The organism is Dokdonella immobilis (assembly GCF_900115085.1).
In the GTDB taxonomy this organism is placed as follows: Bacteria; Pseudomonadota; Gammaproteobacteria; order Xanthomonadales; family Rhodanobacteraceae; genus Dokdonella; species Dokdonella immobilis.
Genome location: NZ_FOVF01000003.1, coordinates 259,047 through 283,916, shown reverse-complemented (window position 1 = coordinate 283,916; position 24,870 = coordinate 259,047). Strand labels below are relative to the sequence as shown.

The 24,870-nt window shown below is 61.5% G+C and carries 33 protein-coding genes and 2 tRNA genes; 18 read left to right on the top strand and 17 right to left on the bottom strand.

The window, feature by feature from the left end; all coding sequences use genetic code 11:
* The 5 genes from BM125_RS04130 to BM125_RS04105 form a co-directional block, all read left to right on the top strand.
* Positions 1-303: IS3 family transposase (locus BM125_RS04130; RefSeq protein ID WP_175497900.1), on the top strand; the 303-nt coding region annotated here is incomplete at its 5' end.
* 149 nt (positions 304-452) lie between these two features.
* Complete coding sequence (locus tag BM125_RS04125; RefSeq protein WP_175497899.1) at positions 453-1,211, top strand: DUF2971 domain-containing protein; 759 nt, start codon at positions 453-455, stop codon at positions 1,209-1,211.
* Between the two features lie 170 nt (positions 1,212-1,381).
* Positions 1,382-2,182 (top strand): DUF2971 domain-containing protein, encoded by an 801-nt coding sequence (locus tag BM125_RS04120; protein WP_092405144.1) that lies wholly within the window; start codon positions 1,382-1,384, stop codon positions 2,180-2,182.
* Positions 2,183-2,626: 444 nt separating this feature from the next.
* On the top strand, positions 2,627-2,899 hold the full coding sequence (locus BM125_RS04110) for a hypothetical protein (protein ID WP_092405142.1): 273 nt from the start codon (positions 2,627-2,629) through the stop codon (positions 2,897-2,899).
* A 129-nt stretch (positions 2,900-3,028) separates the two neighbouring features.
* Positions 3,029-3,115 (top strand) — tRNA-Leu (locus BM125_RS04105).
* Positions 3,116-3,291: 176 nt separating this feature from the next.
* Here BM125_RS04105 and BM125_RS04100 read toward each other — a convergent pair.
* From BM125_RS04100 to BM125_RS20130, 3 genes are all read right to left on the bottom strand, one after another.
* Complete coding sequence (locus BM125_RS04100) at positions 3,292-3,594, bottom strand: helix-turn-helix domain-containing protein (RefSeq protein WP_092405140.1); 303 nt, start codon at positions 3,592-3,594, stop codon at positions 3,292-3,294.
* Complete coding sequence (locus BM125_RS04095) at positions 3,578-3,961, bottom strand: type II toxin-antitoxin system RelE/ParE family toxin (protein ID WP_092405202.1); 384 nt, start codon at positions 3,959-3,961, stop codon at positions 3,578-3,580. The genes BM125_RS04100 and BM125_RS04095 overlap by 17 nt, the downstream gene beginning before the upstream one ends.
* A gap of 230 nt (positions 3,962-4,191) precedes the next feature.
* The gene (locus tag BM125_RS20130; protein ID WP_175497898.1) at positions 4,192-4,341 is read right to left on the bottom strand and encodes a hypothetical protein; all 150 of its coding nucleotides are present in this window, start codon (positions 4,339-4,341) and stop codon (positions 4,192-4,194) included.
* 100 nt (positions 4,342-4,441) lie between these two features.
* Between BM125_RS20130 and BM125_RS04090 the strand changes: the two genes are divergently transcribed.
* Positions 4,442-4,528: transfer RNA gene (locus tag BM125_RS04090), tRNA-Leu, on the top strand.
* Positions 4,529-5,254: 726 nt separating this feature from the next.
* Here BM125_RS04090 and BM125_RS04080 read toward each other — a convergent pair.
* From BM125_RS04080 to BM125_RS04065, 4 genes are all read right to left on the bottom strand, one after another.
* Complete coding sequence (locus BM125_RS04080; protein WP_092405136.1) at positions 5,255-5,917, bottom strand: hypothetical protein; 663 nt, start codon at positions 5,915-5,917, stop codon at positions 5,255-5,257.
* Positions 5,918-6,073: 156 nt separating this feature from the next.
* The gene (locus BM125_RS04075; RefSeq protein ID WP_092405134.1) at positions 6,074-6,415 is read right to left on the bottom strand and encodes a hypothetical protein; all 342 of its coding nucleotides are present in this window, start codon (positions 6,413-6,415) and stop codon (positions 6,074-6,076) included.
* A 473-nt stretch (positions 6,416-6,888) separates the two neighbouring features.
* A complete protein-coding gene (locus BM125_RS04070; protein ID WP_092405132.1) occupies positions 6,889-7,851 on the bottom strand; it encodes a DUF4238 domain-containing protein in 963 nt (320 codons plus the stop codon).
* A 107-nt stretch (positions 7,852-7,958) separates the two neighbouring features.
* Positions 7,959-8,459 (bottom strand): DUF3592 domain-containing protein, encoded by a 501-nt coding sequence (locus BM125_RS04065; protein ID WP_092405130.1) that lies wholly within the window; start codon positions 8,457-8,459, stop codon positions 7,959-7,961.
* Positions 8,460-8,563: 104 nt separating this feature from the next.
* Between BM125_RS04065 and BM125_RS04060 the strand changes: the two genes are divergently transcribed.
* The 4 genes from BM125_RS04060 (at position 8,564) to BM125_RS04045 (ending at position 10,987) form a co-directional block, all read left to right on the top strand.
* The gene (locus BM125_RS04060; RefSeq protein WP_092405128.1) at positions 8,564-9,079 is read left to right on the top strand and encodes an STM3941 family protein; all 516 of its coding nucleotides are present in this window, start codon (positions 8,564-8,566) and stop codon (positions 9,077-9,079) included.
* Between the two features lie 95 nt (positions 9,080-9,174).
* Positions 9,175-9,588, top strand: a complete 414-nt coding sequence (locus BM125_RS04055) for a ketosteroid isomerase-related protein (RefSeq protein ID WP_425429594.1) — start codon at positions 9,175-9,177, stop codon at positions 9,586-9,588.
* A gap of 1 nt (position 9,589) precedes the next feature.
* Positions 9,590-10,198, top strand: a complete 609-nt coding sequence (locus BM125_RS04050; protein ID WP_092405124.1) for a GNAT family N-acetyltransferase — start codon at positions 9,590-9,592, stop codon at positions 10,196-10,198.
* A 159-nt stretch (positions 10,199-10,357) separates the two neighbouring features.
* Positions 10,358-10,987, top strand: a complete 630-nt coding sequence (locus BM125_RS04045) for an OmpW/AlkL family protein (protein ID WP_092405122.1) — start codon at positions 10,358-10,360, stop codon at positions 10,985-10,987.
* Between the two features lie 97 nt (positions 10,988-11,084).
* Here BM125_RS04045 and BM125_RS04040 read toward each other — a convergent pair whose 3' ends face one another.
* The 5 genes from BM125_RS04040 to BM125_RS04020 form a co-directional block, all read right to left on the bottom strand.
* The gene (locus tag BM125_RS04040; protein WP_092405120.1) at positions 11,085-11,972 is read right to left on the bottom strand and encodes a hypothetical protein; all 888 of its coding nucleotides are present in this window, start codon (positions 11,970-11,972) and stop codon (positions 11,085-11,087) included.
* Positions 11,972-12,301: a hypothetical protein gene (locus BM125_RS04035; RefSeq protein WP_092405118.1), complete on the bottom strand. Its 330-nt coding sequence runs from the start codon at positions 12,299-12,301 to the stop codon at positions 11,972-11,974. The genes BM125_RS04040 and BM125_RS04035 overlap by 1 nt, the downstream gene beginning before the upstream one ends.
* Before the next feature lie 183 nt (positions 12,302-12,484).
* Complete coding sequence (locus BM125_RS04030; protein ID WP_092405116.1) at positions 12,485-12,832, bottom strand: ArsR/SmtB family transcription factor; 348 nt, start codon at positions 12,830-12,832, stop codon at positions 12,485-12,487.
* Entirely contained in the window at positions 12,822-13,265 is a 444-nt protein-coding gene (locus BM125_RS04025) for an SRPBCC family protein (protein WP_092405114.1), read from the bottom strand. Before BM125_RS04025 ends, BM125_RS04030 begins: the two co-directional genes overlap by 11 nt.
* Before the next feature lie 132 nt (positions 13,266-13,397).
* Positions 13,398-13,784, bottom strand: a complete 387-nt coding sequence (locus BM125_RS04020) for a hypothetical protein (protein WP_092405112.1) — start codon at positions 13,782-13,784, stop codon at positions 13,398-13,400.
* A gap of 120 nt (positions 13,785-13,904) precedes the next feature.
* Between BM125_RS04020 and BM125_RS04015 the strand changes: the two genes are divergently transcribed.
* Positions 13,905-14,723, top strand: a complete 819-nt coding sequence (locus BM125_RS04015) for a tRNA threonylcarbamoyladenosine dehydratase (protein WP_092405110.1) — start codon at positions 13,905-13,907, stop codon at positions 14,721-14,723.
* A gap of 508 nt (positions 14,724-15,231) precedes the next feature.
* Here BM125_RS04015 and BM125_RS04010 read toward each other — a convergent pair.
* A complete protein-coding gene (locus BM125_RS04010) occupies positions 15,232-16,035 on the bottom strand; it encodes a TatD family hydrolase (protein WP_092405108.1) in 804 nt (267 codons plus the stop codon).
* Between the two features lie 16 nt (positions 16,036-16,051).
* Positions 16,052-17,254 (bottom strand): magnesium transporter, encoded by a 1,203-nt coding sequence (locus BM125_RS04005; protein ID WP_092405106.1) that lies wholly within the window; start codon positions 17,252-17,254, stop codon positions 16,052-16,054.
* Between the two features lie 220 nt (positions 17,255-17,474).
* Here BM125_RS04005 and BM125_RS04000 point away from each other — a divergent pair, with 220 nt between their 5' ends.
* Entirely contained in the window at positions 17,475-17,915 is a 441-nt protein-coding gene (locus BM125_RS04000) for an outer membrane lipoprotein (RefSeq protein WP_175497897.1), read from the top strand.
* A 100-nt stretch (positions 17,916-18,015) separates the two neighbouring features.
* On the opposite strand, the gene BM125_RS03995 is transcribed toward BM125_RS04000, so the two are convergent.
* From BM125_RS03995 to ygfZ, 3 genes are all read right to left on the bottom strand, one after another.
* Positions 18,016-18,453, bottom strand: a complete 438-nt coding sequence (locus BM125_RS03995) for a cell wall hydrolase (protein WP_092405102.1) — start codon at positions 18,451-18,453, stop codon at positions 18,016-18,018.
* 533 nt (positions 18,454-18,986) lie between these two features.
* Entirely contained in the window at positions 18,987-19,820 is an 834-nt protein-coding gene (locus tag BM125_RS03990) for a phosphate/phosphite/phosphonate ABC transporter substrate-binding protein (RefSeq protein ID WP_175497896.1), read from the bottom strand.
* Between the two features lie 62 nt (positions 19,821-19,882).
* Complete coding sequence (ygfZ, locus tag BM125_RS03985) at positions 19,883-20,776, bottom strand: CAF17-like 4Fe-4S cluster assembly/insertion protein YgfZ (protein WP_175497895.1); 894 nt, start codon at positions 20,774-20,776, stop codon at positions 19,883-19,885.
* 88 nt (positions 20,777-20,864) lie between these two features.
* Here ygfZ and BM125_RS03980 point away from each other — a divergent pair, with 88 nt between their 5' ends.
* The 6 genes from BM125_RS03980 to BM125_RS03955 all read left to right on the top strand — a co-directional run bounded on the left by BM125_RS03980 (position 20,865) and on the right by BM125_RS03955 (position 24,863).
* Positions 20,865-21,035, top strand: coding sequence for a DUF1674 domain-containing protein (locus BM125_RS03980; RefSeq protein ID WP_092405200.1), 171 nt, complete (start codon positions 20,865-20,867; stop codon positions 21,033-21,035).
* Between the two features lie 58 nt (positions 21,036-21,093).
* Positions 21,094-21,489, top strand: a complete 396-nt coding sequence (sdhC, locus tag BM125_RS03975; RefSeq protein ID WP_092405096.1) for a succinate dehydrogenase, cytochrome b556 subunit — start codon at positions 21,094-21,096, stop codon at positions 21,487-21,489.
* Positions 21,486-21,878: a succinate dehydrogenase, hydrophobic membrane anchor protein gene (sdhD, locus tag BM125_RS03970; protein ID WP_092405094.1), complete on the top strand. Its 393-nt coding sequence runs from the start codon at positions 21,486-21,488 to the stop codon at positions 21,876-21,878. The genes sdhC and sdhD overlap by 4 nt, the downstream gene beginning before the upstream one ends.
* A 3-nt stretch (positions 21,879-21,881) precedes the next feature.
* Positions 21,882-23,672 carry a succinate dehydrogenase flavoprotein subunit gene (gene sdhA / locus BM125_RS03965; protein WP_092405092.1) on the top strand — a complete coding sequence of 597 codons (1,791 nt, stop codon included), beginning with the start codon at positions 21,882-21,884 and terminating at the stop codon, positions 23,670-23,672.
* Between the two features lie 191 nt (positions 23,673-23,863).
* The gene (locus tag BM125_RS19680) at positions 23,864-24,088 is read left to right on the top strand and encodes a hypothetical protein (RefSeq protein ID WP_139224843.1); all 225 of its coding nucleotides are present in this window, start codon (positions 23,864-23,866) and stop codon (positions 24,086-24,088) included.
* The gene (locus BM125_RS03955; RefSeq protein WP_092405088.1) at positions 24,081-24,863 is read left to right on the top strand and encodes a succinate dehydrogenase iron-sulfur subunit; all 783 of its coding nucleotides are present in this window, start codon (positions 24,081-24,083) and stop codon (positions 24,861-24,863) included. The genes BM125_RS19680 and BM125_RS03955 overlap by 8 nt, the downstream gene beginning before the upstream one ends.
* Positions 24,864-24,870 lie beyond the last annotated feature (7 nt).

Here is a 24,870-nt window from a genome sequence, read left to right as displayed (position 1 = left end):
ATCCACCACAGCGATCAAGGCGTGCAATACACCAGCAAGGCCTACCAGCAACAATTGTCCGATGCCGGGATGATCGCCAGCATGAGTCGCAAGGGTATGCCCTACGACAATGCCGTGATGGAGAGCTTCTTCAGTTCGCTGAAACAGGAGCTCACGCACCACGAGCGCTTCGTCGACCGCGACCAGGCGCGCAGCAAAGTATTCGACTATATCGAGGTGTTCTACAACCGACAGAGGCTACACAGCGCTCTCGGCTACCAATCACCGGAGCAGTTCGAGAAGATGGCGGTGTCGCCTAATTAACCCGTCCGAGAAATCGGGGGTAGTCCAATCTGTCCCAAACCAGAGAAAGATTAGAGCAAAACATTCGTCGCAATGAGATGACGCCGCTCTTGGAGAGGCGGAGAATCTTCGCGAAAAGTGGGCAACCCCGTTTCGTTTACAAGTATCGGGTGCTGCCGAAAGTCGATGACAGTGCCGGTTGGCAGAGACTCGAAGATATCGTTGTCAGAAATCAGCTTTGGATGGCAAGCGCGGATAGCCTCAATGATCCTTTCGATTTTTCTATTCATTACAAAATGTCCGAAAAAGGAGCTGCCCTGAGACGATCGGTTGAACACTATTTTCGCCGCGAGAACAATATTGGTAGCGCCAGGGCTCGAACTCTTGTTAGGTCCGATTTGATAGCCAATCCGAAATTGCTGGAGCGGCTTCTTCGTAATGCACATGAGAGATTTTTGCGGCAGTTGGGCGTCTGCTCATTCAGCGCAGACCCTCGCGTCTCAAGGCTTTGGAGCCACTATAGTAACGATCATAGCGGTATCTGCATCCAGTTCGATCCGAGCCGAGATCCGAGATGCTTCGTACTGCACAGGATGACTTACTCCAAGGAGCCGAAGCGGGTAATCGAGTCGTTAGATCAACTTGATCATGATACGAATTTGCGCCTTCTAATGGAAAAGGAGGAGCAGTGGAAGGACGAGCGAGAGTGGCGAGCAGTTGAGATAGGGAACGCAAACATCCAACGAGGCTTCCGTCCGGATGCCCTTACGGGAATTATCCTTGGGTTGCGTTGCCGCGATGCTGCGATATTGGACATTCTCGCGAAAATCCTTGGCATGCGGCAATCGAAGAAATTTCCGATGCCGGAGATTTATCAAGTCGTTAAGCCTGATGTCGGAACACGGCTTAGGTTGCTTAGAGTGCCTTGATGGGCAAGTTTCCCGGTCAGGTCGGAAGAGTAGAATGAGTGTGAACATTTGGAGAGCGGCTCAAGTATCGCTCGCAATCAGCGGTGTGTCGGACGCGGCAATTACCGGGCCAGCACAAACAGAATTTTCCGCGTCTGCTAGCAGTCGTTTCCAATCTGCGGGTAGGTCCCATGATCGATTCTGACACTCTCATCTATCGCTTCCGCCAATTTCACGCTGCGGACTCGACAAAGGCGCGCGAGCCCGAAGAGATCATCGCCGAGTCGAAAATGTGGTGTAGCAGCCCGGAAGCGTTCAACGACCCTTTCGATTGCAATCCAAATTTTGTCATGCCGGACAAGTCGATAGACGATCAACTACGACAGGCCGAAAGAATGATTGAGGGGAACGGCTGGGCGCGCAATCACCCTCAGGCAATCCGGTTGTTGGACATCGCGCGCAATGGCGGGCTGAACTCCCCAGAGGTCAAGGTTCTTTTGCCGCATGGCATGCGCGAAAGCATCCGCCGGTCTAGTGTCTGTTGCTTCACGAGTTCTTGGGACGACCCATGCATGTGGGCGCACTATGCCGACAGCCACAAAGGCTACTGTTTGGCATTCCGCCTCAAATCGGAATGGCCGGCACCCATTGTAGATGTCGACTACGCTGGCGATCGTCCCGCCATCGATCTATCTGTGGATACGCCGAAGGGCAGCGAAGCGCGACTGAAGTTCGCCAAGGAGATGCTCGCGACAAAATCGGACCATTGGGAGCCCGAGGGCGAATGGAGAGTCGTTCGGTGGGAAACACCCGCTGGCTTTATGGACTTTCCGCCGGAGGCACTCCAGCACGTCTACTTGGGCATGAGGTCAGGGGCCGACGAGCGAGCGCGGATTCTCAAAGCCGCCGCGGAGCGAAAGCCAGCGATCCCGGTCTATCTGGTTGACGTTCATCGGCAGGCATTCTCGTTTGAAGTCGAACAGATTGGGTGAAGCATTTCTCGGTCATTGCTGCGTTCCCCAATGGATAGCAAGCCCAGTTCAGAAGTTGGCCGTGTACGTGAGCGCCAAAATGGCGCCCTGATGCGGTATTCTTCCGGTCGATAATTGGGCCGGTTTTGGCTGGCGAACGCGGCAGAAGAAGTAAGGCACTGGGGCGATAGGTCATGCAGCGGCCTGCAAAGCCGCGTACGCCGGTTCGATTCCGACCCAGGCCTCCATAGTCGACCCGCCCTGGCGGGTTTTCTTTTGCGCGGCTTTCTGCGAGCCAGCGGCGCGCCGCGGCATGGGCCATCCGGGCAAGTGCAGGGCGTGGCCTGGATGAACGAATGCCCAATCGCGATCGTGGATTTGACTCCACCATCGGGATATTGCCTTTCGGTTCAGCGGGCCAGGAATGAAATGGCCACGGTTGAAACATGACAGGGGAGGGCTGACATGCCAACGCGCTATATCGAGGTCTGCAGCCGCAAGACCCATCGCAAGCATCATGTTCTGGTCTATCAGCCTATCGATCGAGCCCGCACGACGGCGCCTCAATCGCTTTCCGATTTCCCACACCGCGTCCACCTCGACGACGGCCGACCCCTGCAATGGACCGCCGGCCAGTGCTTCCGCCACCTTCGCAGCGACGAGGAGTTCGCACCGGTGGCGCGGGATCCGTTGACCGTCTCGACCCTGGCCGAACTGCCATTGGCGTCGGTCGGATAGTCCATCCTGTAACGACTGCAGCCGCGACGTCGCTGTAGCAGCCACCGGGCCTGATCCGAATCCGCCTCTTGAGCCGATTCACGGCCGCACGCTGGTCGTGCGCGCTGGCATCGGGCATCCTTCGCGCTGGCCCGGATGGCGAAACTGGTATACGCAAGGGACTTAAAATCCCTCGGCCGCAAGGCCATGCGGGTTCGACCCCCGCTCCGGGCACCAGTTCTATCGAAAATCAGCAGCGCCTGGCTTCCGCGCGCCTTGAGCTGAGACCAAAAGTAGCGATCCCCGCTGTCAAGTGAAGACGTCTGCCGCAATCTTGCGGGAAGCATGCAAATTCAAGATTCGAGGCTTGAACTACCTTCGATTTTCCGAATACCTGTCTCCGCCGTCAGACATCAGATGATGGCCTGCAAACCCTTGTCGGCGATGACGTTGAGTAGTTTGAGCGCCGGGCCAGCGGGTCGAGTTTCGCCTTGCTCCCACTTGCGCACGGTAGATGCCGAGGTGTGCAAATGATGCGCAAACACCGGCTGGCTGAATTTCAGCTTCTGCCGTAGTCGCCTGATGTCCTCGGCGCCGAACTCCCGCACCGGTGGTGGGCAGATTGCGTCGAGCTTGCGCATCGTCACCTTGCCGATCGCCCCCACTTCGTGAAGCGCAGCCAGATCGCTGCGCAGGGATTCAATGATCTTGCTCACATTGCACCTCCATTAACACCCCCGACTGCAACGCCTTCGACAGGTTCTCGGCAGATAGTTCCAGGAATATCCTGCCAGCAAATTGAAGCGCCTTCTTCTCGTCCTGCGTGATGTTCGCCTTGTCGCTCTTGGGAAACCCATGCAGGAAGACGTAGCGGTTTCCGATTCGGGCCGACAGCAGGGTGCGGTAACCTCCACTCTTGCCGGCGCCGGGACGCGCCACCCGCTTCTTGTAGAGATGGCCCCCGAGATCCGCGTCGATCAGGCCTCTTTCCATTTCCTTGACCGCTTTGCATAAGGTCGTATCGGGCAGCTTCTCGCTTGCCTGCCACCGCGCAAAGTCCTTGCGCTTGAGGATGCGCGCCATCTCGACCTCCAAACTATACCCGTAGCGGGCACACTTTTCCAGACCTCGGCATGACGTAACGCCGCTGTCGTTTCCTTGATGGCAGGTTCCTCGTGGGCCGGTGCCGCGACGAAGGTCTCAATCGTCCCACCGGCTGGGCCGGCGTCCTACGATCATCAGGCAGCGCCATCGAGTTCATTGAAACACACGCAGGAACCGCTCCACTCAAATCATGCATGCAAACGATTTCGTCACTGCTCGGCCCAGTCGCGGCGATGTTCATTGGACTTGCCGTCGAACGAATCGACGCCGCAAAGCCAGGTCCGTCCCACGCATCGGGAGATGTAGTGATAGAAGCCAGGCGACTCCGGATCGATGAGCAAGCTGCGGGCAGTAGTCATGTGGCCAGCATGCCCTCGGACCTTTGCCTCGTCTGTAGGAAATGTCCGACAGGCTGTGTAAGGCATTGCTGGAATTTTGGATGTCCTGGTTCGTGAGCTGGCCCGGATGGCGAAACTGGTATACGCAAGGGACTTAAAATCCCTCGGCCGCAAGGCCATGCGGGTTCGACCCCCGCTCCGGGCACCAGTTCTATCAATAATCACAGCCTCGCTTTCGCGCGTTATGAGCAGCAGCCAGGCGGAGCGATTCCCGTTGCGAAAGACAGGCGTCTGCCGAAATCGTACGTGAAGCAGACAAATTCAAGATTCAAGACTTGACCCCAGACCTTCCATGCTGGTTCGACCCCCGCTCCGGGCACCAGTTCTTTTGAAAATCGACTGCGCCTCGCTCTCGCGCGTTATGAGATGTGGCCAAGCGGAGCGATTCCCATTGCGACCGACACGCGTCTGCCGCAATCGCGCGGGAAGTGGGCAAATTCAAAATTCAAGACCTGACCTTTGGTGGACCCAGACCTGACCCTTGGTGGACCCTATCCCTGCTCGCGATGTCCTGGCGCATGCACCCGTAAGGGAAGCCCGAGAAGCCGACACCGCGAGCACCCTATTCGGAGATTGCCCTATGTCGTCCATGCGCCAAGCGTCCATTGCCGCCCGTACCGCGGTGAACTCTCTTCATGCGGTCAGCGTGGTCTGCAATGACCTGATCCCGCTGGATCAGCCTATGACAGACGAGCAACGGCTGCAGCGAGCGAAATTGATCCATTCGGTGTTGCTAGCCCGCAAGCGTATGCAATTGCCCAGGGACCGCGAAGAGGCGCTGGCAGGGGCATTGTATCGGTTTCGGGATAGGCAGGAACGGATTCAGCGGAGAGCTTAAGAGAGTGGCAGCATCCCGATGATGCGGTTTTGCTCGTCAGAGCAATTCGACCACGATGTCGATCGCTTCACCTATGTCATTTTGAATTGATGAGTACCGGTCCCAAATCATTCGAAACTGGTCACTGCGATACACTTCATTGTCGCGTTCTTGAGAATAACCAATCTCGCCAAGCAGAGATTCGCAAAGTGCCCTGGCTTCGTGCGCCTTCCGCAATGCATCAAATATACGGTCTCCGGCAGTACCGAGCAGATAAAGCTGTTCGATGTGCCTTTCGATCGTTTTCGAAGTACCAAAAAAGTAACTTCCGACGCTGCCGCAGCGTATCAATTGACCGTTTGAAAAGTTGACATCTGATCGATCAATGTTCTGCTCAAAGCTATGAAATGAATCTATCCATTCATCAAGAGGCGCTCTAAGCATGGCGGCTATGGCTCTTGCCTGCCGCCGGTCTTGGGCAGCGCGATCTGCCGCCTCATTCTGCCGCTGCTTCCAAGGAACATAAATTGCTATTGCGATAGCGACGAGAGAACCGATCCCCTGCGCCCACTCCGGCGCATCCGGGTTCTTGGCCAAGGCGACAATCCAGCCGTCATCGGCAAAGAAGATTCCGCCTAGAAAGAAACCCATCACGAAGAAAGCGCCGAACGACCAGCGCAACTCGCTCGAAGTAATGTTCGCGCGACTGATCTTTTCCATGGTCGACTCCGAAGCAGGTCTTAGTTGAGAGAGCTATACTGCGCCACGAATACCGGGCAAGGGAATTTTGGTAAAGCGACAAAATTGGGTGGCGGTCCCGCCAGCCACACCCCGATACCCGAGTCACATACTGCCGTTGCTTCCGCGCGCCTGCTCCTAGTTTTTGAGTGCCAGGCTGATCAAGGTCATGAGAAAGGTAACGAAGGCAAATCCGACTGCCCACCACGCCGCTGCTGCCGCGGCTCTTGAGTGCCGAGCGGATTCTGCGGCCGATTGAGCTGAACTTTTCGCGGACTCAGCTTGGCTTTCTTCGGCTCTCACTGCTCGAATGCTTAGATCTCGACTCTCTTCTGTTATGCGCTTTTCCTGCTCAACCAACCACGCCTTCGCCTGGCGGACGAACGCGTTTCTGTCGACGCCGCCTGCGATCTTGCGAACCTCATCCGTTCCCATTCGCTCGAATTGGTCCCTAGACTCCTTGGAAATGAAAATCGACATTTTCGTGCGACCTCCTACGAGTAGCGCAAAGACGATGCGACGAATCGCGGCACATCGCTTGGGACACCGGTGGGACACCAGCGCCCAGAATCGCCAACAATCTGCCGGCATGCTCAATACGCAACCCATTGAAGTCAATAGAGTTCAACAAGTGGCGATCATGTCTGGATCCGACTTAAAATCCCTCGGCCGCAAGGCCATGCGGGTTCGACCCCCGCTCCGGGCACCAGTTCTATCGAAAATCAGCAGTGCCTCGCTTTCGTGTGCTATGAGCTTTGGCTGGGCGCAGCGATTCACGCTGCGAGAATCTAGCTTCTACCGCAACCGTGCGTGAAGCAGACAAATTCAAGAGTCAAGGCTTGGACCACCCCGGATCTTCGCGAACTAGTGAATTGCCCATCGCGGCGCTATCAAGATGCAGTTGGAAGAAAGTCGGGGCGAGGAAGGCTCGTTGTGCATTCGATAACTTGGTGCTACCTGCGTTGTCTACTTACAAACGAGAGATTTAAATCATAGGGCACGACTGGCTCGAAGAAGACATTGACCTCGCGCTCTTGATCTTCGCCGACGGATTCCATGTACGACAAAATCGTAGCGGAATGGGTTCGCAATCTTCCGCGTTGCTGCTCCCATAGGTCTCGCACATACGGTGCGAATTCAGTGTCGGAAAAATAAACTGCATGCGCCGCGGAATGGATCTGAAGCGCATTTAGGGCGGCCACGTCGTGAAGATCCCGAATCCTGACTTCTCCGTCGGAACTTGACCTCACCCGATAGTAATCGGGATCGAACAACGCAATTGCCTTGTTGTTTCCAATTGGCGCGAAGATTTGCAGGCCGGGACTTTGTGTGCCGAGAACCCCACGATCGACGACATGCCTGAATGCAGAGTTGAAGTAGACTACGGGTGCGTCTCCGAATATAAGTGGTCTGTTTGTGCGATTTGACAGTAGATACGGAGTGAGGCGCGATAGGAATCGAGAATGCTCTAGGGAGTCCATCATGCCAGCCAGCTGACTATCGCGGTCGGGCGGGCGTTCAAGCGCTGGTCGACCTTCGACGATCGCATGCTCTCCAAGGACGCGATACATTGTTTCCCACATAGGTCTGTCCATAGACCGAGCCGCCTCGGTTCGAGCTCGTTGGAAACCAATCCATCTGAGCAGAGAATAGAACTGCTTGCTATTCATTGAGCCCAGGTCATCCATTGCGGCGAATTCCTCGAGTAAGTCGCCGCAAGCGCTCTCGAATCCTGTTATCGCCGCCTCGAGTGCATCGCTCCCGTAGAAGCGATGACTGCTCGATTGTCCCGATATTGATGCGTTCGGGATGAACTTGCCATTCTTTCTCAAGACTAAGCAGATTGTCCGGCTTTGCGGTTTGAAGAGCGCAAAGTAGCGAACCGGAACATAGTGCTGATTGTCATATGCTGCCAAGTCTTGGTTCCCTGCAGTGAGGTTTGCCCTCTACAAATAGCTAGTATGTGACGAACGTATTTGAACGTCGCATGAGAGGTCATGCCCATATGGGACGGGACAGCCCCTCAGGTCAGATGTGCAGTAGCCCTTCGCAGCAGCCAGGCCAGCACCATGTAGAACACGCCGATCAGCAGGGCGCCGAGTGCACCCATGGTGAGGACCGACATCGCATTCGACTGCCAGTCTGCGTTTGATTCGAGCAGGGCCGGTCGCTGTGACTGGCTGGGATCGAAGTTCGCGTAGGCGATGGGCATGGTTCCGCCGATTTGCACTTCGTCGGCGCGCGAGTTCAGGGTCGAGAAGGTGCCGGTGTAGTCCTGGCCGTCGACGGTGTAGGTGTATTTGAAGCGGGCCAGATGCTTCGAGGGTCGCGCGTCCTCGTCGTAGGCGATGGTGGCTTGCGCGATCGAGTGGTCGGCGAGGATGGCGCGGGCATGCAGGCAGGTGCTGGCGGCCGTCCAGGCAAGAATGAGGAGCATGAGGGGGAAGGCAAAGGCCCACCAGAACAGCGTATGCGTGCGACGGATCTTTGCGCCGGTGCTCAAGTCCTTCCATGCTGTCGCCATTTGCCGCTCCTTGGTCTGCGCAGGGGTTGCGCTGTTGTCCTTGTACCTTAACCATTTTCTGTAGCAAACTGCAAAGCGATATTTGAATGGGGAGCGGGGCAGGGATGATTGAGGTCAATGGACGGGCGAGCATGGTGTTCTACTGGGTCGGCGTCGGCGCGGCGGTTTCGCTGTTCGGCTTGTGGTCGCTGGACTGGGTGGAGGATCTCGGCAAGCTCTGGGAGATCATCGCTATCAGCCTGATGATTACCGGCGTAATCGTCGTCGGCATGGGCATCTGGAAGGCACTCGACAAGCGCCCGGTGCTGATCACCGATGCCGAAGGGCTGCTCGATCGCACGTCGTTCCCTTCGCGCCGGATCGCCTGGAACGACATCAAGGGCTTCGGTCTTGTGCCGTCGCAGGGCAGGTCGCCGCGCTTCCTGGCCGTCCAGCTCGCCGACCCGGCTGCCTTCAGGGCGAAGGCGCCACGCACGCTCGCTCCAATCCTGGAGACCTTCGAGGAGAAATTTGGCACGCCCTGCGTGATTTCGTTGCGGGCGATGGATGCCGAGCCGCGGTCCTTGCTGCAGAACCTCAATGAGGCCATGGCCAGGCGCAAGCGCCCTGGTCGCTACTGAGCAGCGTCGGAAATCTGCGCCCGCCATTGCGGGGTGGCTCCGCTCCAGCGTTCTTATGTCGTATCGTCTGCCGGACCCTATCGAACCGTGTGGAGATCCGAGTGAACACGCTGGACCTGATCAAGGCCTACTACGACGCCTTCAACCGTCGCGACCGCGAGGCCATGCTGGCCTTGATGAGCGACGATGTCGTGCACGATCTCAACCAGGGCCTTCGCGAAACCGGCCATGAGGCGTTTCGGCTGTTCCTGGCGCGCATGGATCGCTGCTACGAGGAGACGCTGCGCGATGTCACGGTGATGGCGAGCGGCGACGGTCAGCGTGCTGCTGCCGAATACGTCGTGCACGGTGCCTACCTGTCCACCGATGAAGGCCTGCCCGAGGCGAAGGGTCAGCGTTACGTGTTGCCGGGAGGCGCCTTCTTCGAGGTTCGTGACGGACGCATCGCGCGTGTGACCAACTACTACAACCTTTCCGACTGGATCAGCCAGGTCTCCGCGGGTGCCTGAGGTGGCGGGCACCCTGCGCGTGCTGAGTTTGCGTGGCGCTGAGATCGCCGGGTGGTTGCCGGCGGTCGCGCGCCTGCGTATCGCGGTGTTCCGCGAGTATCCCTACCTCTACGACGGCGACGAGGCCTACGAGGCGCGCTATCTGGCGACCTATGCGCGCTCCCCCGGCGGCGTGCTGGTCGTCGTGCTGGATGGCGAAGAGGTGGTCGGTGCCTCCACCGGAATGCCGCTGGCCGGGACCGAAGCCGAATTCCAGGCACCTTTCCTCGAACGCCGCATGCCGATTGAAACGGTCTTCTATTGCGCCGAATCCGTGCTGCTTCGCGAGTATCGCGGCCGGGGACTCGGGCATCGTTTCTTCGATGAACGCGAAGCGCACGCGCGCGCGCTCGGTGCGTTCGCCTGGACCGCATTCGCGGCCGTGGATCGCGCCGAGGACGATCCGCGCTGCCCGGCCGACTACCGAAGCAACGCCCCGTTCTGGGCGCGCCGTGGCTATGTCCGGCAGCCCGACATGACGATGGCTCTTGCCTGGAAGCAGGTCGATTGTGAAACCGAGACCGAGCAGGCGCTAACCTTCTGGCTGCGGCGGCTGGATTGCGCGAAGTAGCGTTCGGTCTCAGCAGCGGGGGTGATGCGACGGCACGGTTCGCCGCCTGGGTGGCGCACGCTGTGGCATTGCGACGCACCCCCCAACCGTATTGACGTCGATCAAGCGCGGCGGGCAGGGCGCGGCAAGAATGACTTCAGTTTTCAACTGGAGTCGAACATGAAACGTCTTACTGCGCTCGTCATTGCCCTGGTGGCCGGTGGCCTGCCGCTCGCCCATGCCCAACAGGCCGCGGACTGGCAGGCCGGCGACTGGCAGGTCAAATTCGGTTTGCACGTGGTTGATCCGAAGTCGGGCAACGGCAGCCTCGCCGACGGTGCCTTGAAGACCGATGTCGGCAGCGGCCTGAGCCCGACGATCACCGCCGAGTACCGCGTCACCCCGACCTTCGGCATCGAACTGCTCGCGGCATTGCCGTTCTCGCACGACGTCAAGCTCAATGGCACCAAGGCGCTGTCGGCAAAGCAGCTGCCGCCGACCCTGTCGGCACAGTGGCATTTCCCGACCGATTCGGCCTTCGATCCGTTCGTCGGCATCGGCATCAACTACACGCGGTTCTTCTCGGTCGACGAGAAGGGGCCGCTCGCAGGTACCCGCGTCACCCTGGGGGATTCGTGGGGGCCGGCCCTGCACGCCGGTTTCGACTACATGTTCAACGAGCGCTGGTCGCTGACCGCGGATGTGCGCTGGGTCAGCATTTCGACCGACGTAAAGGTGGATGGTACGAAGGTCGGCACGGTGGATATCGATCCGCTGGTCTACGGCCTGGCGGTCGGCTACCGCTTCTGAGGGGGAAATCCGCCGACGGCGGAGTGCGGCCCGGTTGCGCGAACGCTCTCCCGCAACCGGGCCGCATCTGGGTCGCGACGCGCCGGCCTGGCGCTGCTCAGTGGATCGTCAGGATCTCGATCGGCAGGCTCTTGAAGGACTGGGTTGTGGTGCCGATGTTGCAGAAGCGCAGGGTGACCGTGCCGGCGCTGTCGACGCGGGCGGGCAGCATGATGAATTTCGAGGGCAGGGTCACCCCGGCCTGAAGATTGACGAGGACGATGTCACCGGGTGCCGTTCCACTGGCGCCAGCATTGACATCGGCACAGCCTCCTCCGCCAAGCGAGACCCCGCCGAGCGTACCGGTGACGTCGCCGCCAGAGATCTTCGCGCGCGTGACGCTGTTGCTGGCGATCTTCGCCTCGGTGACCGCCCCGGATGCCAGCTCACTCGTGTCCACGGCGCTCGCGGCAATTGCAGTCGAGGTCACCGAACTCGAACCGAGCTTCGACGAGGAGATCGCACCTGCCGCGATCTTCGAATTGGTCACCGACGCGGTGGCCAGCGAGGGATTCGGGTAGGTTCCGGTCAGGTCGCCACCGGCCGCGCCACCGATCGAGCCACTCAGCGAAAACTGGGCGACCGGCGTCGCCGTCACCGCCGTGCGTGGCAGCAGCGGTACGCCGTTTACGCTGACCTGCAGCCACAGTTGGGTGCCGTCGAATGCACCGGGAAACGCGAGCGATACGGTGAACAGGCCGTCCGTGACCGGAAACGCCGGTTCCGAGATGGTCGAGCCGACCTGGGAGCCATTGGTGGCGTTGTCGTAGAGGGCGAAGCTCAGGTTGAAACTGCCGTTGGCCGGAACACCGTTCTGGCTCAGGCGCCCCTGGTAAGTGAAATCGGGAAGCTGGGGCGCGGCCAGCGCGAATGTGCAGGCGCCGCCGAGGCCGAAGGCGAACACGATGGCGGCTAGGCGGGCGCGAAGCGGGTTACGAACAATCATCACAGGCAGTCCTCGAATCCGGTATCGAAAAGGGCGTCGCGGGTGGCGGGATCGAAACGGGCGGCGTATCCGGCGCTGATGGTGAACGCGCCGCCGGATGCCGTACCGACGGAAGCCTCGCCGAGCGTGGCGTCGAGACGCAGGCAGTGGCCGGCCGATTCACTGTGGCCACCGCCGCCCGCGAACACGCTGCCGCCCAGTTCGAACTGGGCCGAGGCCGGAATGGCGGAACACAGCAGCAGTGCGGGAAGAAGCCAGCGGCAAATCGTGCCTCTATCGGCTCCGGCCGGATCTGCCGATCGCTTTCGGGTTCCCTCGTCCAGGTTCATCGAGCCACTCCCGTTGTTGGCGTCGTTTTGGGCACGACATCTCGTTCGAGCCGTGATCGTGCCGTGAGGCGCCGTCGGCCCTGCTTTCCTGATCAACGGAATGTCGCGGCAACAAGGGCCAGATCGGGCGAGGAAAAATCAGCCAGGCTATACAGAGCACCGTCGGCACGATGCGACCGGGGTTCAGCGTTCGATGAAAGTCTTCAGTCTGCCCAGGGCCTGGTCCCACTGGCGTTCAACGACATCGAGATAGCGCCGGGCATCGTGCAACGGCCGGGGCTGGCAGGCATAGAGCGTCTCGCGGCCGGACTTTCGTCGGCTGACCAGACCGGCCTTTTCGAGTACCTGCAGATGTTTGGTGATGGCCTGTCGGGTCAAGGCGGAGTGCTCGGCCAATTGGCTGATCGAACACGCAGATCCTTGGCTCAGGCGCGCAACAAGGGCGAGCCGTGTCCCATCGCCGAGTGCGGCGAAGATGGCCGCGGTCGCTTCGTCGGTGTCCGCACGGCGTGCCGATGCGCTACTCGACATGTTGCTTGATGTTCTTGACCTGGGCTTCCCATCCGCCCGTATTCATGCGCAATGCCTCGGGTCGCCGCCCGGCCGGGATACGGTCGAATCCGGATTCGATGACCCGCAAGCGCGTGCCGGACTCGATCGGTTCGAGGAAGAATTCGACCAGGGTCGGCTCTTCATCCGAGTAGTCGACTCCGGGTTCGATCGCGTACGGGTGCCAGCTGAAGGCCAGGCGATGCTCGGGCTCGATCGCCCGGGTCACGGCGTGCCACTGCACATGCTCATAGCCGGGGTAGGTCATGTGGCCGGTCGATTCCTCGCCGACCACGAACGGGCCGTCGAGCTTGACCCGGAACCATTCGCCGAACTCCACGTGATCGGTCAGGGCGCGCCAGACGCGCGAGACGGGGGCGTTGATGTCGATCTGCTTTTCGATGCGGTCAGTCATTGGCAACCTCCTGGTTGCGAATGAGTCTGCCGCAGTTGCGGGCAATATGCAACCTTTGAGTTGCGTTATGGGGCCGCGGCCAGCAGCGCGCCCATGGCGCGACGTCTGTTTCCGGAACTCTTGGTGTTGAATTCAGCGATAGTCGCGGTGGCACGCATCGCACGCATTGCCAACCTCGGTCACGGCCTGGGCGCGCCCCTCGCAGCCTGTATTCCTGGCTTTCTGGATGACGGTCGTGAGCTCGCTGGCGTATTGATGGAAAACCCGGTCGGGGGTGGGTCCTTCATCGGGCATGGCCACCTCGATATCCGCCGAGAGCAGCGCCAGCTTGGCGAGGGCAGGACCCGAATCGTCACAAGCCGGTTTTGCGCCCGCGTCACGGGCAACCTTGAGTTCGTGGTTCATGACCGTCATCAGGGCCTTGGGATAGGCGTTCCTGCGGCCTAGGATATTGGCCGCAGTGACAGCGCAGAGCGCCCCGATGATCAGGCCGAGCAGAAGGCAGACCAGATAACGCATGGCGGGAAAATCCGGATGAAGAAACCCTCATGGTAGCGGGATGCGAAAATTCCGGTTGCGGCGCCGCGTCGCACCTGGGCAACAGCGGATCAGCTGTCGCGTGATACCCTCCCGCGCCCAATGAACAGCCCCGTCTCCACCAGCCCGGTCACCGACGAACGCTTTCGAGGTCTCGACCGGCTCTACGGCAGCGGCAGCAGTGCGCGCCTGGCCGGCAAGCACGTCTGCGTGATCGGCATCGGCGGCGTCGGCTCCTGGGCGGTCGAGGCGCTCGCCCGCAGTGCGATCGGGCGACTGACCCTGATCGACGCCGACGACGTTTGTCTGAGCAATACGAATCGCCAGCTGCATGCGCTGGACGGGCAGTATGGGCGCGCCAAAGTCGACGTGATGGCCGAGCGCGCGCGGGCGATCAATCCCGCCTTGCAGGTGGAGACCTTCGCCGAATTCCTGACCCCTGCGAACCTGGAACGCCTGCTCGGTCGCGGCTACGACCTCGTCCTCGATTGCTGCGACGCCTTCCGGGTCAAGGTCGAGACGATCGCCTGGTGCCGTCGCCGCAAGTTGCCCCTGATCGTCAGTGGCTCGGCCGGTGGACGCGTGGATCCGACCCTGGTGCGCATTCGCGACCTCTCGCGCACCGAGCACGATGCGATGCTGGCCCTGATCCGCAAGAAGTTGCGCGAGGAGTTCCGCTTTCCACGCGGGCCGAAACGGTACTTTGGCGTGCAGGCTGTCTATTCGCTGGAGAACGTGCGCTATCCGCAGGCCGATGGCAGCGTCTGCGGCCAGCGTCCGCCGGCAGGCGAAGCCGGCCTCAAGCTCGATTGCGGCGGCGGTCTCGGAGCGGTGACGCATGTGACCGCGACCTTCGCGTTCGCGGCGGTCGCGGCGGCGATCGAGAAGCTGCTTGCGGCAAAGGACGAGGCTCCGGCCTAAAGCCAAACCTCAAATCCGGTTTGACCCAGGTTGCGCGCGGACTTTCATTCGCCCGCTCTTCGTAGGAAGAGCCTTCAGGCTCGAAGCATTTCGCCACGATGCCGCGCTCCAAAATTCGCAAAAGAGCATCGCGGCTAAAGCCGCTTCCTACAACGAAGCGGCAACGCGGAATCGGCCACCGACGCCCGCGGCCACGCATCGCATGCTTTTCGTAGCGCGGGAGGTTAGGGTCAGCGCATCCCAACGACCCTTACCTTCGCGATGAGCCCACATGGCGACGTTGGGGTTCGCATGCGCTCACCACCAACAACGAAGCGGAGACGCGGGAAGGGCCATCGAGGCCCGCGCACGCGTTCGCCCGCTTGACGTAGGAGCGCCTTAAGGCGCGATGCCTTTCGCCACGATGCCACACCCCACAATTCGCAGAAGAGCATTCGGGCCGAAGCAACAACGAAGCGGCAACGCGGGAACGGTCATCCAAGCCCGCGCCGCCCGACGCGAGTGCGCTCTAATCCGGTGCGCCCGTAACACCCAGGCTACCCGCCCGCGCATCAAGCCCGAACAACCGGCAGGCGTTGCGACTCGTGGTCGCTGCGACCTCGGCTTCGCTTTCGCTGCGCAGGTGGGCGACGGTCTGCAGCACCTCGACCAGCCGCGCCGGTTCATTGCGTTCGCCCTGGTGTCCGTGCAGGGGTTGATCGGGCGAGTCGGTTTCGAGCAGCAGATGGTCGGCCGGCAGCGTGGCGACGATGTCGCGCAGGCGGTTCGCTCGCGGGTAGGTGACCGGTCCACCGATGCCGAGGAGGAAGCCGAGACTGCACAGATTTTCGGCCTGCTGGGCGCTGCCGGAAAAGCTGTGCACGACGCCGCGCAGTCCGTCGAGGCGGCGGATGCAGGCGGTCACTTCATCGAAGGCACGTCGGGCATGGATGATCACGGGAAGGTCGAGCTCGCGGGCGAGTTCGAGCTGGCGTCGGAAATACCGGTACTGCTCATCGCGATCGAGGCCTTCGACGTAGAAGTCGAGGCCGCATTCGCCGACCGCGACGGGCCTTTCCGTTTCGATGACGGCGGCAAGTTCATCGAGGTGCGCCGGCTCATGGTCGTCCAGGTACATCGGGTGCAGGCCGTACGCTGGATGCAGCCCCGCATGACGGGCGCAAACCTCGCGCAAGTTGGACCAGCCGGATTGCGAGATGGCGGGAACGATCTGTTGCGTGACGCCGAGCGCGCGGGCGCGGGCCACTGCGTCCGCGCGGTCCGCATCGAATGCTGACGTGTCGATATGCGAGTGGCTGTCGATCAGCAGCACGATGGCGTGCCCGCTATCAGCGCACGACGAGCCAGGCCGCCAGGCCCAGGAACATGGCGAGGCTGACGATGTCGGTCGCCTTGGTCAGGAAGATGCTCGATGCGGTGGCCGGATCCGCGCCGATCTGACGCAGGACCTGAGGCACGCCGGCGCCGACGATGCCGGCGATGCCGCAACTGGCGGCCATGGCCAGCCAGGTGATGAAGGCGAGCGTCAAGGCGTCCGGGTTGCCCTGGTGCGCGGCCAGCGCATACATGGCAAGGCCGCCAAGAACGCCGGTCATGGATCCGTTGAGCATGCCGAGCCAGGCTTCCTTGGCGATCAGGCGCCAACCCTGTCCGGGTTTGAGGTCGCCAAAGGTCATCCCGCGCAGGGTCACGGCCAGGGCCTGGCAGCCGGTGTTGTTGCACTGGTCGGATAGCACGGGCAGGAACACGGCGAGCAGGACCACCTGGTTGATCGTGCCCTGGAACGCGCTGACCACGGCGGCTGTGATGAAGGTCGCCAGCAGGTTGAGCTGCAACCAGGGGTGACGGAAGCGCAGGCTGCGACCCCAGGACGTGCTCAGGCGCTCCTCCTTCTCGACGCCGACCATCGAGCCGGCCTGCGCGCTGATCTCGAAGGCCTGTTCCTCGAACAGGACCGAACCGCGGACCACGCCGATCAGGCGTCCGTCGGCGTCGCAGACCGGGTAGACCGGATAGTGGCGGCGCACGACCTCGCGCATGGCGACCACGACATCCGTCTCCGGTTGCAGGGAGAACGGATGCGGAACCATGATTTCCTCGAGGCGCTGGTCGGGATCCGCGAACACCATTTCCCGAAAGGTGACTACGCCGGTCAGATGATGCGAGTCGTCGACGACGAAGACATAGGTGACCAGGCTTCGCGAGGCGACCGGGCGCAGTTCCTCCAGTACCGTTGCAACCCGCGCCTCGCCCGAGAATGCGGCGGGTGCCTGTTCCATCAGGCGTCCGACCGATCCCTCCGGCCAATTGCGGCTCGAAAGCCACTGCTCGCCCGTGCCGTGACCGGCGGCGAATGCGATTCGGGTGCGTCGCTCGGGCCCGAAGCGATCGAGCACGGCCAGTCCGCGTCCCGGGCCCATGGCATGCAGATGGGCAGCGATTGAGTTGTCGGGCTGCGAAGCCAATCGCCGTGCGGCGGCTTCGGCATCCATGTTGCGCAATTCGTCGAGCAACGGGGCTTGATCGTGCATGGCGAGCCGTTCCAGGGAGCGAGGATGCTAACCGATGCGCCGTTGCGAAGGTAGGAAGGCGGAGCCCCTGCCACCCGCGATGCTGCAGTTTCGTTGCGGTGTCAGGCGTGCGTTCAGGTTCGGGATCAATATTGGGTTTGGGTTCATGCGTCGATTGTCACCCTCCCAGACAGCTGTTCGAGCCTTCGGACAGAACAGTGAAAACAGAGGAGTGCAAGACATGCTCAATCGAATTCTACTGGCAGGCGTCGCGTCATTCCTGATCGCCGCGTGCGCGCCGATGCAGTCGGTCGAGGCCCGCGGCCACTACTACGAGCGTGGATGCGACAACTGCGGGCGAGTGGTCCGTATCGAATCCATCGGCCAGCGAGATCGCCACGTCGGCGGCGGCACCGTGCTTGGTGCGATCGTCGGTGGGGCGCTCGGCAACCAGGTCGGCAAGGGCGACGGACGCAAGGCAGCCACGATCGCTGGCGCAGTGGCTGGCGGTGTGATTGGCCACAACGTCGAGAAGAACAATCGACGCGGCCGAAGCTACTATCGAATCACCGTGCGCATGGATCGTGGACGCACCTACGCCTATGAGCAGTCCGAGGACTACCATCTGCGCCGCGGTGACCGCGTCTATATCGACAATGGTTACGTGGTGCCAGCACGCTGATCGGAACAGCCGACCTGCTGAAAAAACAAGAAAGCCGGCGACAATGTCGCCGGCTTTTCTTTTTTCGTTCAATAGCCGGGAGCGCCCAATAAGCGGTGCGTCAATTCACCCGGTAGAAGCTGTGTGCGCCGATCACCGCCAGCGGCTGGCCTTTCATCCATGCCGGTGATGCGTGTTCCTCGGCGACGAAGTGATCGGCATCGGGAACGACGAACTTGCGCTTCTCGACCGGCAGATCCCACATTTGCAGGGCATGGTCGGCGACCGTCCATGCAGTCTGCCAGGCCACCGGATTGCGCAGCATGTAATTCTTGTTGGTCGTGGAAATCGCGAACTGCAGGCGGGCGTTGACGACGTCGCAGATGTTGTCGCCCCAGCGGCCATCATCGCGCCGCCGCATGGCGACTTCAGCGACGGCGGCCTGGCCGAGTTGGGTTTCGCTGCGGGCCTCGAGATAGACCATCGCGGCAAGACACGTTCGATCGGCTTCATGGGCCGGCAGTATCGATGCCAGCCAGAGTAACCATGCCAATTTCATTGCTCGAATTCTCCTGAATCCTCAGCCGGGCGCATGGGCTCGATTCATGCAGTGCGCAAAGCGCGCTGCATTCCAGGAAGCCGCTCGACCTGGCCGTCAGGCACCTACCCGAAAGTTTGGTGCCGCGGTGCGCATGAAGCCGGACCCGCGGCCCCATCGGGCCACGCGTCCGAATACATGCACGATCTGATGATTGTCAGGCGCGAAAAGGTTTGCGCCTTGTGCATTGGGCCGTTTCGTCTGCCATTCGCGGCGGTCGTTATGGCCCGTTGTCTCGTAGTCCTCTCAATGATGAATCAACAAACGAACTCATCAGGATTTGAAGGTTGCTGGTGGCGTGGACACACCATTCGTACGACTCGGCGCGGAGAGTACTTCCTTGCAATGAAGTTGTCACTCAAAAACAGCCAAAACATGAACAAGCCATTCAGCTTGCGAATTTCGGCATATCCATCAAACGATGGAATGTAACGTTTTAGAAAAAGCCTTTGATGCGAAAGCGCAAAGTTCGCAGTGCGCTACCGGGCGATCCCTTACTTGTAGCCATAGAAGCCGCTGAGCATCTGCTGGTCGCCGGCGAAGTCCTTCGGGCTGGCGGGCACGAAGCGCGTGATGCCCAGTTCGAGCAGCACCTCGACCAGTTCCGGCGCGCCTTCGACGTTCAGCAACGCGTCGCGCACCTTGGTGCGGACTTCCTCGGGTACCGAAGGCGAGGCGAGGATGGCCGTACCGGGAAACTCCCGCGAGGTCTTGATGGTGACCAGGTTGGGATATCCGTCGGCGCTGGCGATCCAGCTCGGAATGATCGCCGCGTCGGCCTCGCCGCCGAACACGATTTGCACCGTGTCGCGCCAGGATGTCGCGGTGGAGAGGATCTGCGGCTGCTGGACCGGATCGGGAAAGAACTGCGCGAGCAGGGCATAGCCCAGGCTCGGCGCTGGCATCGTCGCAATCTTCGAGCCGAGCAGGGCGTTGGGCTCCTTGCCTTCGAACTCGACGTTGGCAAGCAGGGTATAGGTCGTCGGCTCGGCCTTTCGTACCAGCGGGATGAAATTCGAATGCTGGATCCGATAGTCGGCGAAGTGGGCTTCGTCGTAGGAGAAATCGGTTACGTCCGGCTTGAGGATGTCGCGCCAGTAGCTCGAGTAGTTGGCCGGCGCGACGAGGACGAAGGTATCCCCGGTCGCCTTGCTCAGATAGTCGAGGAGGGGTTTGTAGACGTCCTTGGCCACGTCCGGCGCGTAGGTCGGCTCGGGCGTGAATCGATACTCGGCTGCCTCGACCGAGGCCGCCGAAAGGACCAGACCAACGCCCATGGCGCAGGCGGTGAGCCGGATGCGATTTCCAAATCTGCTCTGGCTGCTCATGCGTTTGTTCCCCCGTCTTTTCGATGGTACACCACGAACTAGACTAGCAAGGACCATACCACTCAATCGGTGCTGGGGGATTTGCCTGCCGGTCCGAGGATTTCAACGCATGCTCCGCTCTCGAGAGTCGGCGCGAGGTGCTCGGCCTCCTGTTGCGGGAGCACGGCGAGGCCGCGGCTGCGCATGGCGTCACTCGGCGCTGCGTAGAGAAGGGTGCCGAGCGCGCTGCCGGTGGCGGAAACGATCGAGGTGCCCGGCCGTGGCGGAGCGGGCTGCTCGATCGAGACGCGAAAGCAGCCGCGCTTGTTGCCGCCGCGATAGTGCAGTCGCGCCACGATCTCCTGGCCCGGGTAACAGCCCTTGGCGTGACTGATCGCACCGAGCCGCTCGATTCCGAGTGCCTGCGGCGTGAACATATCCGCGACTTCCGGCCCGATCCAGGGCAGGCCAGCGTCGACATCGGCCAGCTGCCATTCGACGAGTCGCCGTGGATCGGGAGCGGGCGATGCCGGCGCGCTGGCCAGCACGGCGCTGCGTGGCGTCGAACCGGGCAGGGCGAGCAACCAGCCGCTGTCGGCGGGAGTCAGCACGCCGCTCGCGCTCGGTTCGGCTTCGCCATCGTGCAGGACAAGGTCCGGCACGACCCGCAGCGCGACCTTTGCCCGCATCACGTACCGCGTCAGCGCCGTTACCATGTCGTTGGCCGATCCGCGTGGCAGCCAGGCGAGAAGCCGGTCCGGATCCGGTCGCAGCAGGGCGAACAGCTGTCGAACGCGTCCCTGGGCGGAAAGCCAGGCGCTCCACTGGTAGTGGCCGGGCGTGAGCAGGCCGACGTCGCTGCTGAATTGCGATTGGGCAAAGACGATGGCGTCGTTGCCGGAGAGTTCGACGATCTCGGCAGTAGCGAGCGGGATGGGCACGGTCGTGGCGAAGATCCATGAAGTTGCGAAGAGCACGATGCAGGCTTCGATCGGCCAGTGCAAGTGCAGGCAAAGGTTGTCAGAATCGGCCCCGGGCATTAAGATTTTGTAGTTGACACTCTCCATGTCGAACCCCAAACCAGACCCCGAATCCATCGCGAATCCGCCTGCTCCCGACGAGCAGGTCGAGTCCTCGCGCGGCGAGGATCGACCCGTCGAGATCGGCGGTCGGGGTGGTCCCGATCCCACCCGCTACGGCGATTGGGAGAAGAACGGTCGTTGCATCGATTTCTGATTCGTCTGTTTTGGTCCCGACCCTCGAGGTCGCCAGATAGAAGCCAAAGGCCCGCCTCATGTCCTCAACCGTTCGACCGCTTTCTCCGCACCTGCAGGTCTACCGCTGGCAGATCCAGATGGTCACTTCGATCCTGCACCGCGCGACCGGTATCGTCCTGGCCCTGGGCAGCCTGCTCGTGGCCGCCGCCTTGGTCGCCCTGGCCAGTGGCCCCGAAGCCTGGGCCAAGGTCGTGGCCCTGGCCACCAGTTGGTACGGCCTGATCGTGCTGGTCGGCTGGACCTGGTGCCTGGCCTATCACTGGCTGAACGGCATCCGCCATCTGCTGCAGGATGCCGGCCTCGGCTACTCGATTGAACGTTTCGTCGCCAATTCGTGGATTTCGGTGATCGGCAGCCTGGTGCTCACGGCGATCGTCTGGTTCGTGATCTACGCCCACGGAGGCCTCGCATGAGCCACTTCGACCGCTACCGCCAGCCGCTCAAGAATGCCCGCGGGCTCGGCTCGGCCAAGGACGGCGTCCATCATTTCATCGTCCAGCGCGTCACTGCCGTGGCCCTGCTGTTCCTGTCCGTCTATTTCCTCGTGTTCGTGGTCGGCCTGATCGGTGTCGACTACGCTTCGGCACGAGCCGCGGTCGCGCATCCCTGCAATGCGGTCCTGCTGATCGCGTTCCTGATCGCCTCGATCTGGCATGGCGAACTCGGCCTGCAGGTGATCATCGAAGACTATGTGCATACACCGGGGCTGGCGCTGACCTCGCGCCTGGTCATCAAGTTCGTCTGTGTCCTCGTTGCCCTGGCCAGCATCCTGGCCGTCGTTCGAATCGCACTGGGGGCCTGAAGCATGTCCGCATACAAGATCCAGGAACACGAATACGACATGGTCGTCGTCGGCGCCGGCGGCTCGGGGCTGCGCGCCACCTTCGGGCTCGCCGCCAAGGGCCTGAAGACGGTTTGCATCACCAAGGTGTTCCCGACCCGCTCGCACACGGTCGCCGCCCAGGGCGGCATCTCGGCTGCACTCGGCAACATGGGCGACGATGACTGGCGCTATCACTATTTCGACACGATCAAGGGCTCCGACTGGCTCGGCGACCAGGATGCGATCGAGTACATGTGCAAGGAAGCGCCGGCCGCGATCATCGAGCTCGAGCACTACGGCGTGCCGTTTTCGCGCACCGAGGACGGCAGGATCTACCAGCGCCCATTCGGCGGCATGACCACCAAGTACGGCGAAGGCCCGGCGGCGCAGCGCACCTGCGCAGCCGCCGACCGCACCGGTCACGCCATGCTGCATACGCTTTACCAGCAGTCGCTCGCGCACGATGCGCGCTTCATGATCGAGTACTTCGCTCTCGACCTGATCTGGGACGAGGAAGGCGTCTGCCGTGGCGTGCTCGCGCTCGACATGGCCGAGGGCACCCTGCACCTGTTCCGCGGCCACGGCGTGGTGCTCGCCACCGGCGGTTACGGTCGCGCCTATTTCAGCGCGACCTCGGCGCATACCTGCACCGGTGACGGCGGCGGCCTGGTCCTGCGGTCGGGCCTGGCCCTGCAGGACATGGAGTTCGTGCAGTTCCATCCGACCGGCATCTACGGCGCCGGCTGCCTGATCACCGAAGGCGTACGCGGCGAAGGCGGCATCCTGCGCAACGCGAAGGGCGAGCGCTTCATGGAGCGCTACGCGCCGCACTACAAGGACCTGGCCTCGCGCGACGTGGTCAGCCGCTCGATGACGATCGAGATCCGCGAGGGCCGCGGTGTCGGCGAGGACAAGGACCACATCCTGCTCGACCTGACCCACCTCGGGCCCGAAGTGATTCACGAGAAGCTGCCCGGCATCGCCGAAAGCGCGCGCATCTTCGCCAATGTCGACGTGACGAAGCAGCCGATCCCGGTGCTGCCGACCGTGCACTACAACATGGGCGGTATCCCGACCAACTACCACGGCGAAGTCGTGCAGAAGGTCGGCGAGAATCCCGACCAGGTGGTCCACGGTCTGTATGCGATCGGCGAGGCGGCCTGCGTGTCGGTGCATGGCGCCAACCGGCTCGGTTCGAATTCGCTGCTCGACCTGGTCGTGTTCGGCCGTGCCGTGGCCAACCGCTGCGCCGAGACGATCAAATCCGGATCCGCGCACAAGGTTTTGCCGCCATCGGCCTGCGACAAGGCGCTGGCCAACCTCGACAAGCTGCGCAATGCCAAGGGCTCGTCGCCGACCGCCGAGATCCGCCTCAACATGCAGCGCACGATGCAGAGCGACGCCGCCGTGTTCCGCACCTCGAAGACGCTCAAGGAGGGCTGCGACAAGATGGCGACCATCTTCTCGAGCTTCGAGGACGTCAAGGTCAGCGACCGTTCGCTGGTCTGGAATTCGGACCTGATCGAGACTTACGAACTGCAGAACCTGCTCTACAACGCGGTGGCGACGATCACGTCGGCGGAACAGCGCAAGGAAAGCCGCGGCGCGCATGCGCACGAGGACTTCCCGGATCGCGACGATGCCAACTGGCAGAAGCACACCCTGGTCAAGGTCGACGAAAAGGGCAAGGCCGGCTTCGATTTCCGCCCCGTGCACATGTACACGCTGAGCGACGATGTCGAGGTCGTTCCGCCGAAGAAGCGGGTGTATTAGGAGCCGGGAATCGGGATTGGAGATTCGGGAATCGGGAATCGGGAATCGGGAATCGGGAATCGGGAATCGGGAATCGGGAATCGGGAATCGGGAATCGGGAATCGTAGGAGCGCCTTCAGGCGCGATGCGGTTGGCCGGATACACGAACTCGCATCGTGGAGCCCGGATACAGAATCGAGAGGAGCGTTCTGATGACTGCGATGAACGGACTCTGGTATCTGATCTGGATTGCGTTGATTGGCGTTGCAGGGATTGTTTTGCGTCGCTGGTACGTGCGTAGCCCGGAACGCAGTCAGCTGGTTTTCTGGGTCATGTTTTTTCTGCTTTGTCCGCCTCTCGCAATCGTTGTCTATTTGATACTCAAGATGTTGCGGATCACGATCACGGTTCGCACGGAGAATTCAAGTCATGGCTGAGTTTGCACTTCCCAAAAATTCGAAGATCCAGCAGGGCAAGCGGTATCCGGCCAAGCCTGGGGCGAAGACCGTCCGCGAGTTCCGCGTCTATCGCTGGAATCCCGAGGATGGCGCGAACCCGCGCATCGACACCTACGAGGTCGACCTGGCCACCTGCGGACCGATGGTTCTCGACGCGCTGATCAAGATCAAGAACGAGATCGATCCGACCCTGACGTTCCGCCGCTCCTGCCGCGAGGGCATCTGCGGCTCCTGCGCGATGAACATCGACGGCACCAACACGCTGGCCTGCACCAAGGCGATCGAGGATTGCTCGAAGGGCGACGTGCCGATCTATCCGCTGCCGCACATGTCCGTGGTCAAGGACCTGGTGCCGGACATGACCCACTTCTACGCCCAGTACGCGTCGATCAAGCCGTGGCTGCGCACGCAGAGCGCGGCACCGCCGAAGGAGCGCCTGCAGTCCAAGGAAGACCGGGCCAGGCTCGACGGCCTGTACGAGTGCATCCTCTGCGCCTGCTGCTCGACCAGTTGCCCGAGCTACTGGTGGAATGGCGATCGCTACCTGGGGCCGGCCATCCTGCTGCAGGCCTATCGCTGGATCGTCGACAGCCGCGACGAGGACACCGGCACGCGGCTCGACGAGCTCGAGGATCCTTTCCGGCTGTACCGCTGCCACACGATCATGAACTGCACGCGGACCTGCCCGAAGGGCCTCAACCCGGCCAAGGCGATCGCAGAGATCAAGAAGCTGATGGTCGAACGCCGCGCCTGAGGCTGTC

Bases quoted from the DNA above. Each gene is read 5' to 3' on its own strand.
- BM125_RS04120 (WP_092405144.1), top strand. From the start codon at position 1,382: ATGATCGATTCTGACACTCTCATCTATCGCTTCCGCCAATTTCACGCT.
- BM125_RS04110 (WP_092405142.1), top strand. From the start codon at position 2,627: ATGCCAACGCGCTATATCGAGGTCTGCAGCCGCAAGACCCATCGCAAG.
- BM125_RS04095 (WP_092405202.1), bottom strand. From the start codon at position 3,961: ATGGCGCGCATCCTCAAGCGCAAGGACTTTGCGCGGTGGCAGGCAAGC.
- BM125_RS20130 (WP_175497898.1), bottom strand. From the start codon at position 4,341: ATGACTACTGCCCGCAGCTTGCTCATCGATCCGGAGTCGCCTGGCTTC.
- BM125_RS04080 (WP_092405136.1), bottom strand. From the start codon at position 5,917: ATGGAAAAGATCAGTCGCGCGAACATTACTTCGAGCGAGTTGCGCTGG.
- BM125_RS04075 (WP_092405134.1), bottom strand. From the start codon at position 6,415: ATGTCGATTTTCATTTCCAAGGAGTCTAGGGACCAATTCGAGCGAATG.
- BM125_RS04065 (WP_092405130.1), bottom strand. From the start codon at position 8,459: ATGGCGACAGCATGGAAGGACTTGAGCACCGGCGCAAAGATCCGTCGC.
- BM125_RS04060 (WP_092405128.1), top strand. From the start codon at position 8,564: ATGATTGAGGTCAATGGACGGGCGAGCATGGTGTTCTACTGGGTCGGC.
- BM125_RS04045 (WP_092405122.1), top strand. From the start codon at position 10,358: ATGAAACGTCTTACTGCGCTCGTCATTGCCCTGGTGGCCGGTGGCCTG.
- BM125_RS04040 (WP_092405120.1), bottom strand. From the start codon at position 11,972: ATGATTGTTCGTAACCCGCTTCGCGCCCGCCTAGCCGCCATCGTGTTC.
- BM125_RS04035 (WP_092405118.1), bottom strand. From the start codon at position 12,301: ATGAACCTGGACGAGGGAACCCGAAAGCGATCGGCAGATCCGGCCGGA.
- BM125_RS04030 (WP_092405116.1), bottom strand. From the start codon at position 12,832: ATGTCGAGTAGCGCATCGGCACGCCGTGCGGACACCGACGAAGCGACC.
- BM125_RS04025 (WP_092405114.1), bottom strand. From the start codon at position 13,265: ATGACTGACCGCATCGAAAAGCAGATCGACATCAACGCCCCCGTCTCG.
- BM125_RS04020 (WP_092405112.1), bottom strand. From the start codon at position 13,784: ATGCGTTATCTGGTCTGCCTTCTGCTCGGCCTGATCATCGGGGCGCTC.
- BM125_RS04015 (WP_092405110.1), top strand. From the start codon at position 13,905: ATGAACAGCCCCGTCTCCACCAGCCCGGTCACCGACGAACGCTTTCGA.
- BM125_RS04005 (WP_092405106.1), bottom strand. From the start codon at position 17,254: ATGCACGATCAAGCCCCGTTGCTCGACGAATTGCGCAACATGGATGCC.
- BM125_RS04000 (WP_175497897.1), top strand. From the start codon at position 17,475: ATGCTCAATCGAATTCTACTGGCAGGCGTCGCGTCATTCCTGATCGCC.
- BM125_RS03995 (WP_092405102.1), bottom strand. From the start codon at position 18,453: ATGAAATTGGCATGGTTACTCTGGCTGGCATCGATACTGCCGGCCCAT.
- BM125_RS03990 (WP_175497896.1), bottom strand. From the start codon at position 19,820: ATGAGCAGCCAGAGCAGATTTGGAAATCGCATCCGGCTCACCGCCTGC.
- BM125_RS03980 (WP_092405200.1), top strand. From the start codon at position 20,865: ATGTCGAACCCCAAACCAGACCCCGAATCCATCGCGAATCCGCCTGCT.
- sdhC (WP_092405096.1), top strand. From the start codon at position 21,094: ATGTCCTCAACCGTTCGACCGCTTTCTCCGCACCTGCAGGTCTACCGC.
- sdhD (WP_092405094.1), top strand. From the start codon at position 21,486: ATGAGCCACTTCGACCGCTACCGCCAGCCGCTCAAGAATGCCCGCGGG.
- sdhA (WP_092405092.1), top strand. From the start codon at position 21,882: ATGTCCGCATACAAGATCCAGGAACACGAATACGACATGGTCGTCGTC.
- BM125_RS19680 (WP_139224843.1), top strand. From the start codon at position 23,864: ATGACTGCGATGAACGGACTCTGGTATCTGATCTGGATTGCGTTGATT.
- BM125_RS03955 (WP_092405088.1), top strand. From the start codon at position 24,081: ATGGCTGAGTTTGCACTTCCCAAAAATTCGAAGATCCAGCAGGGCAAG.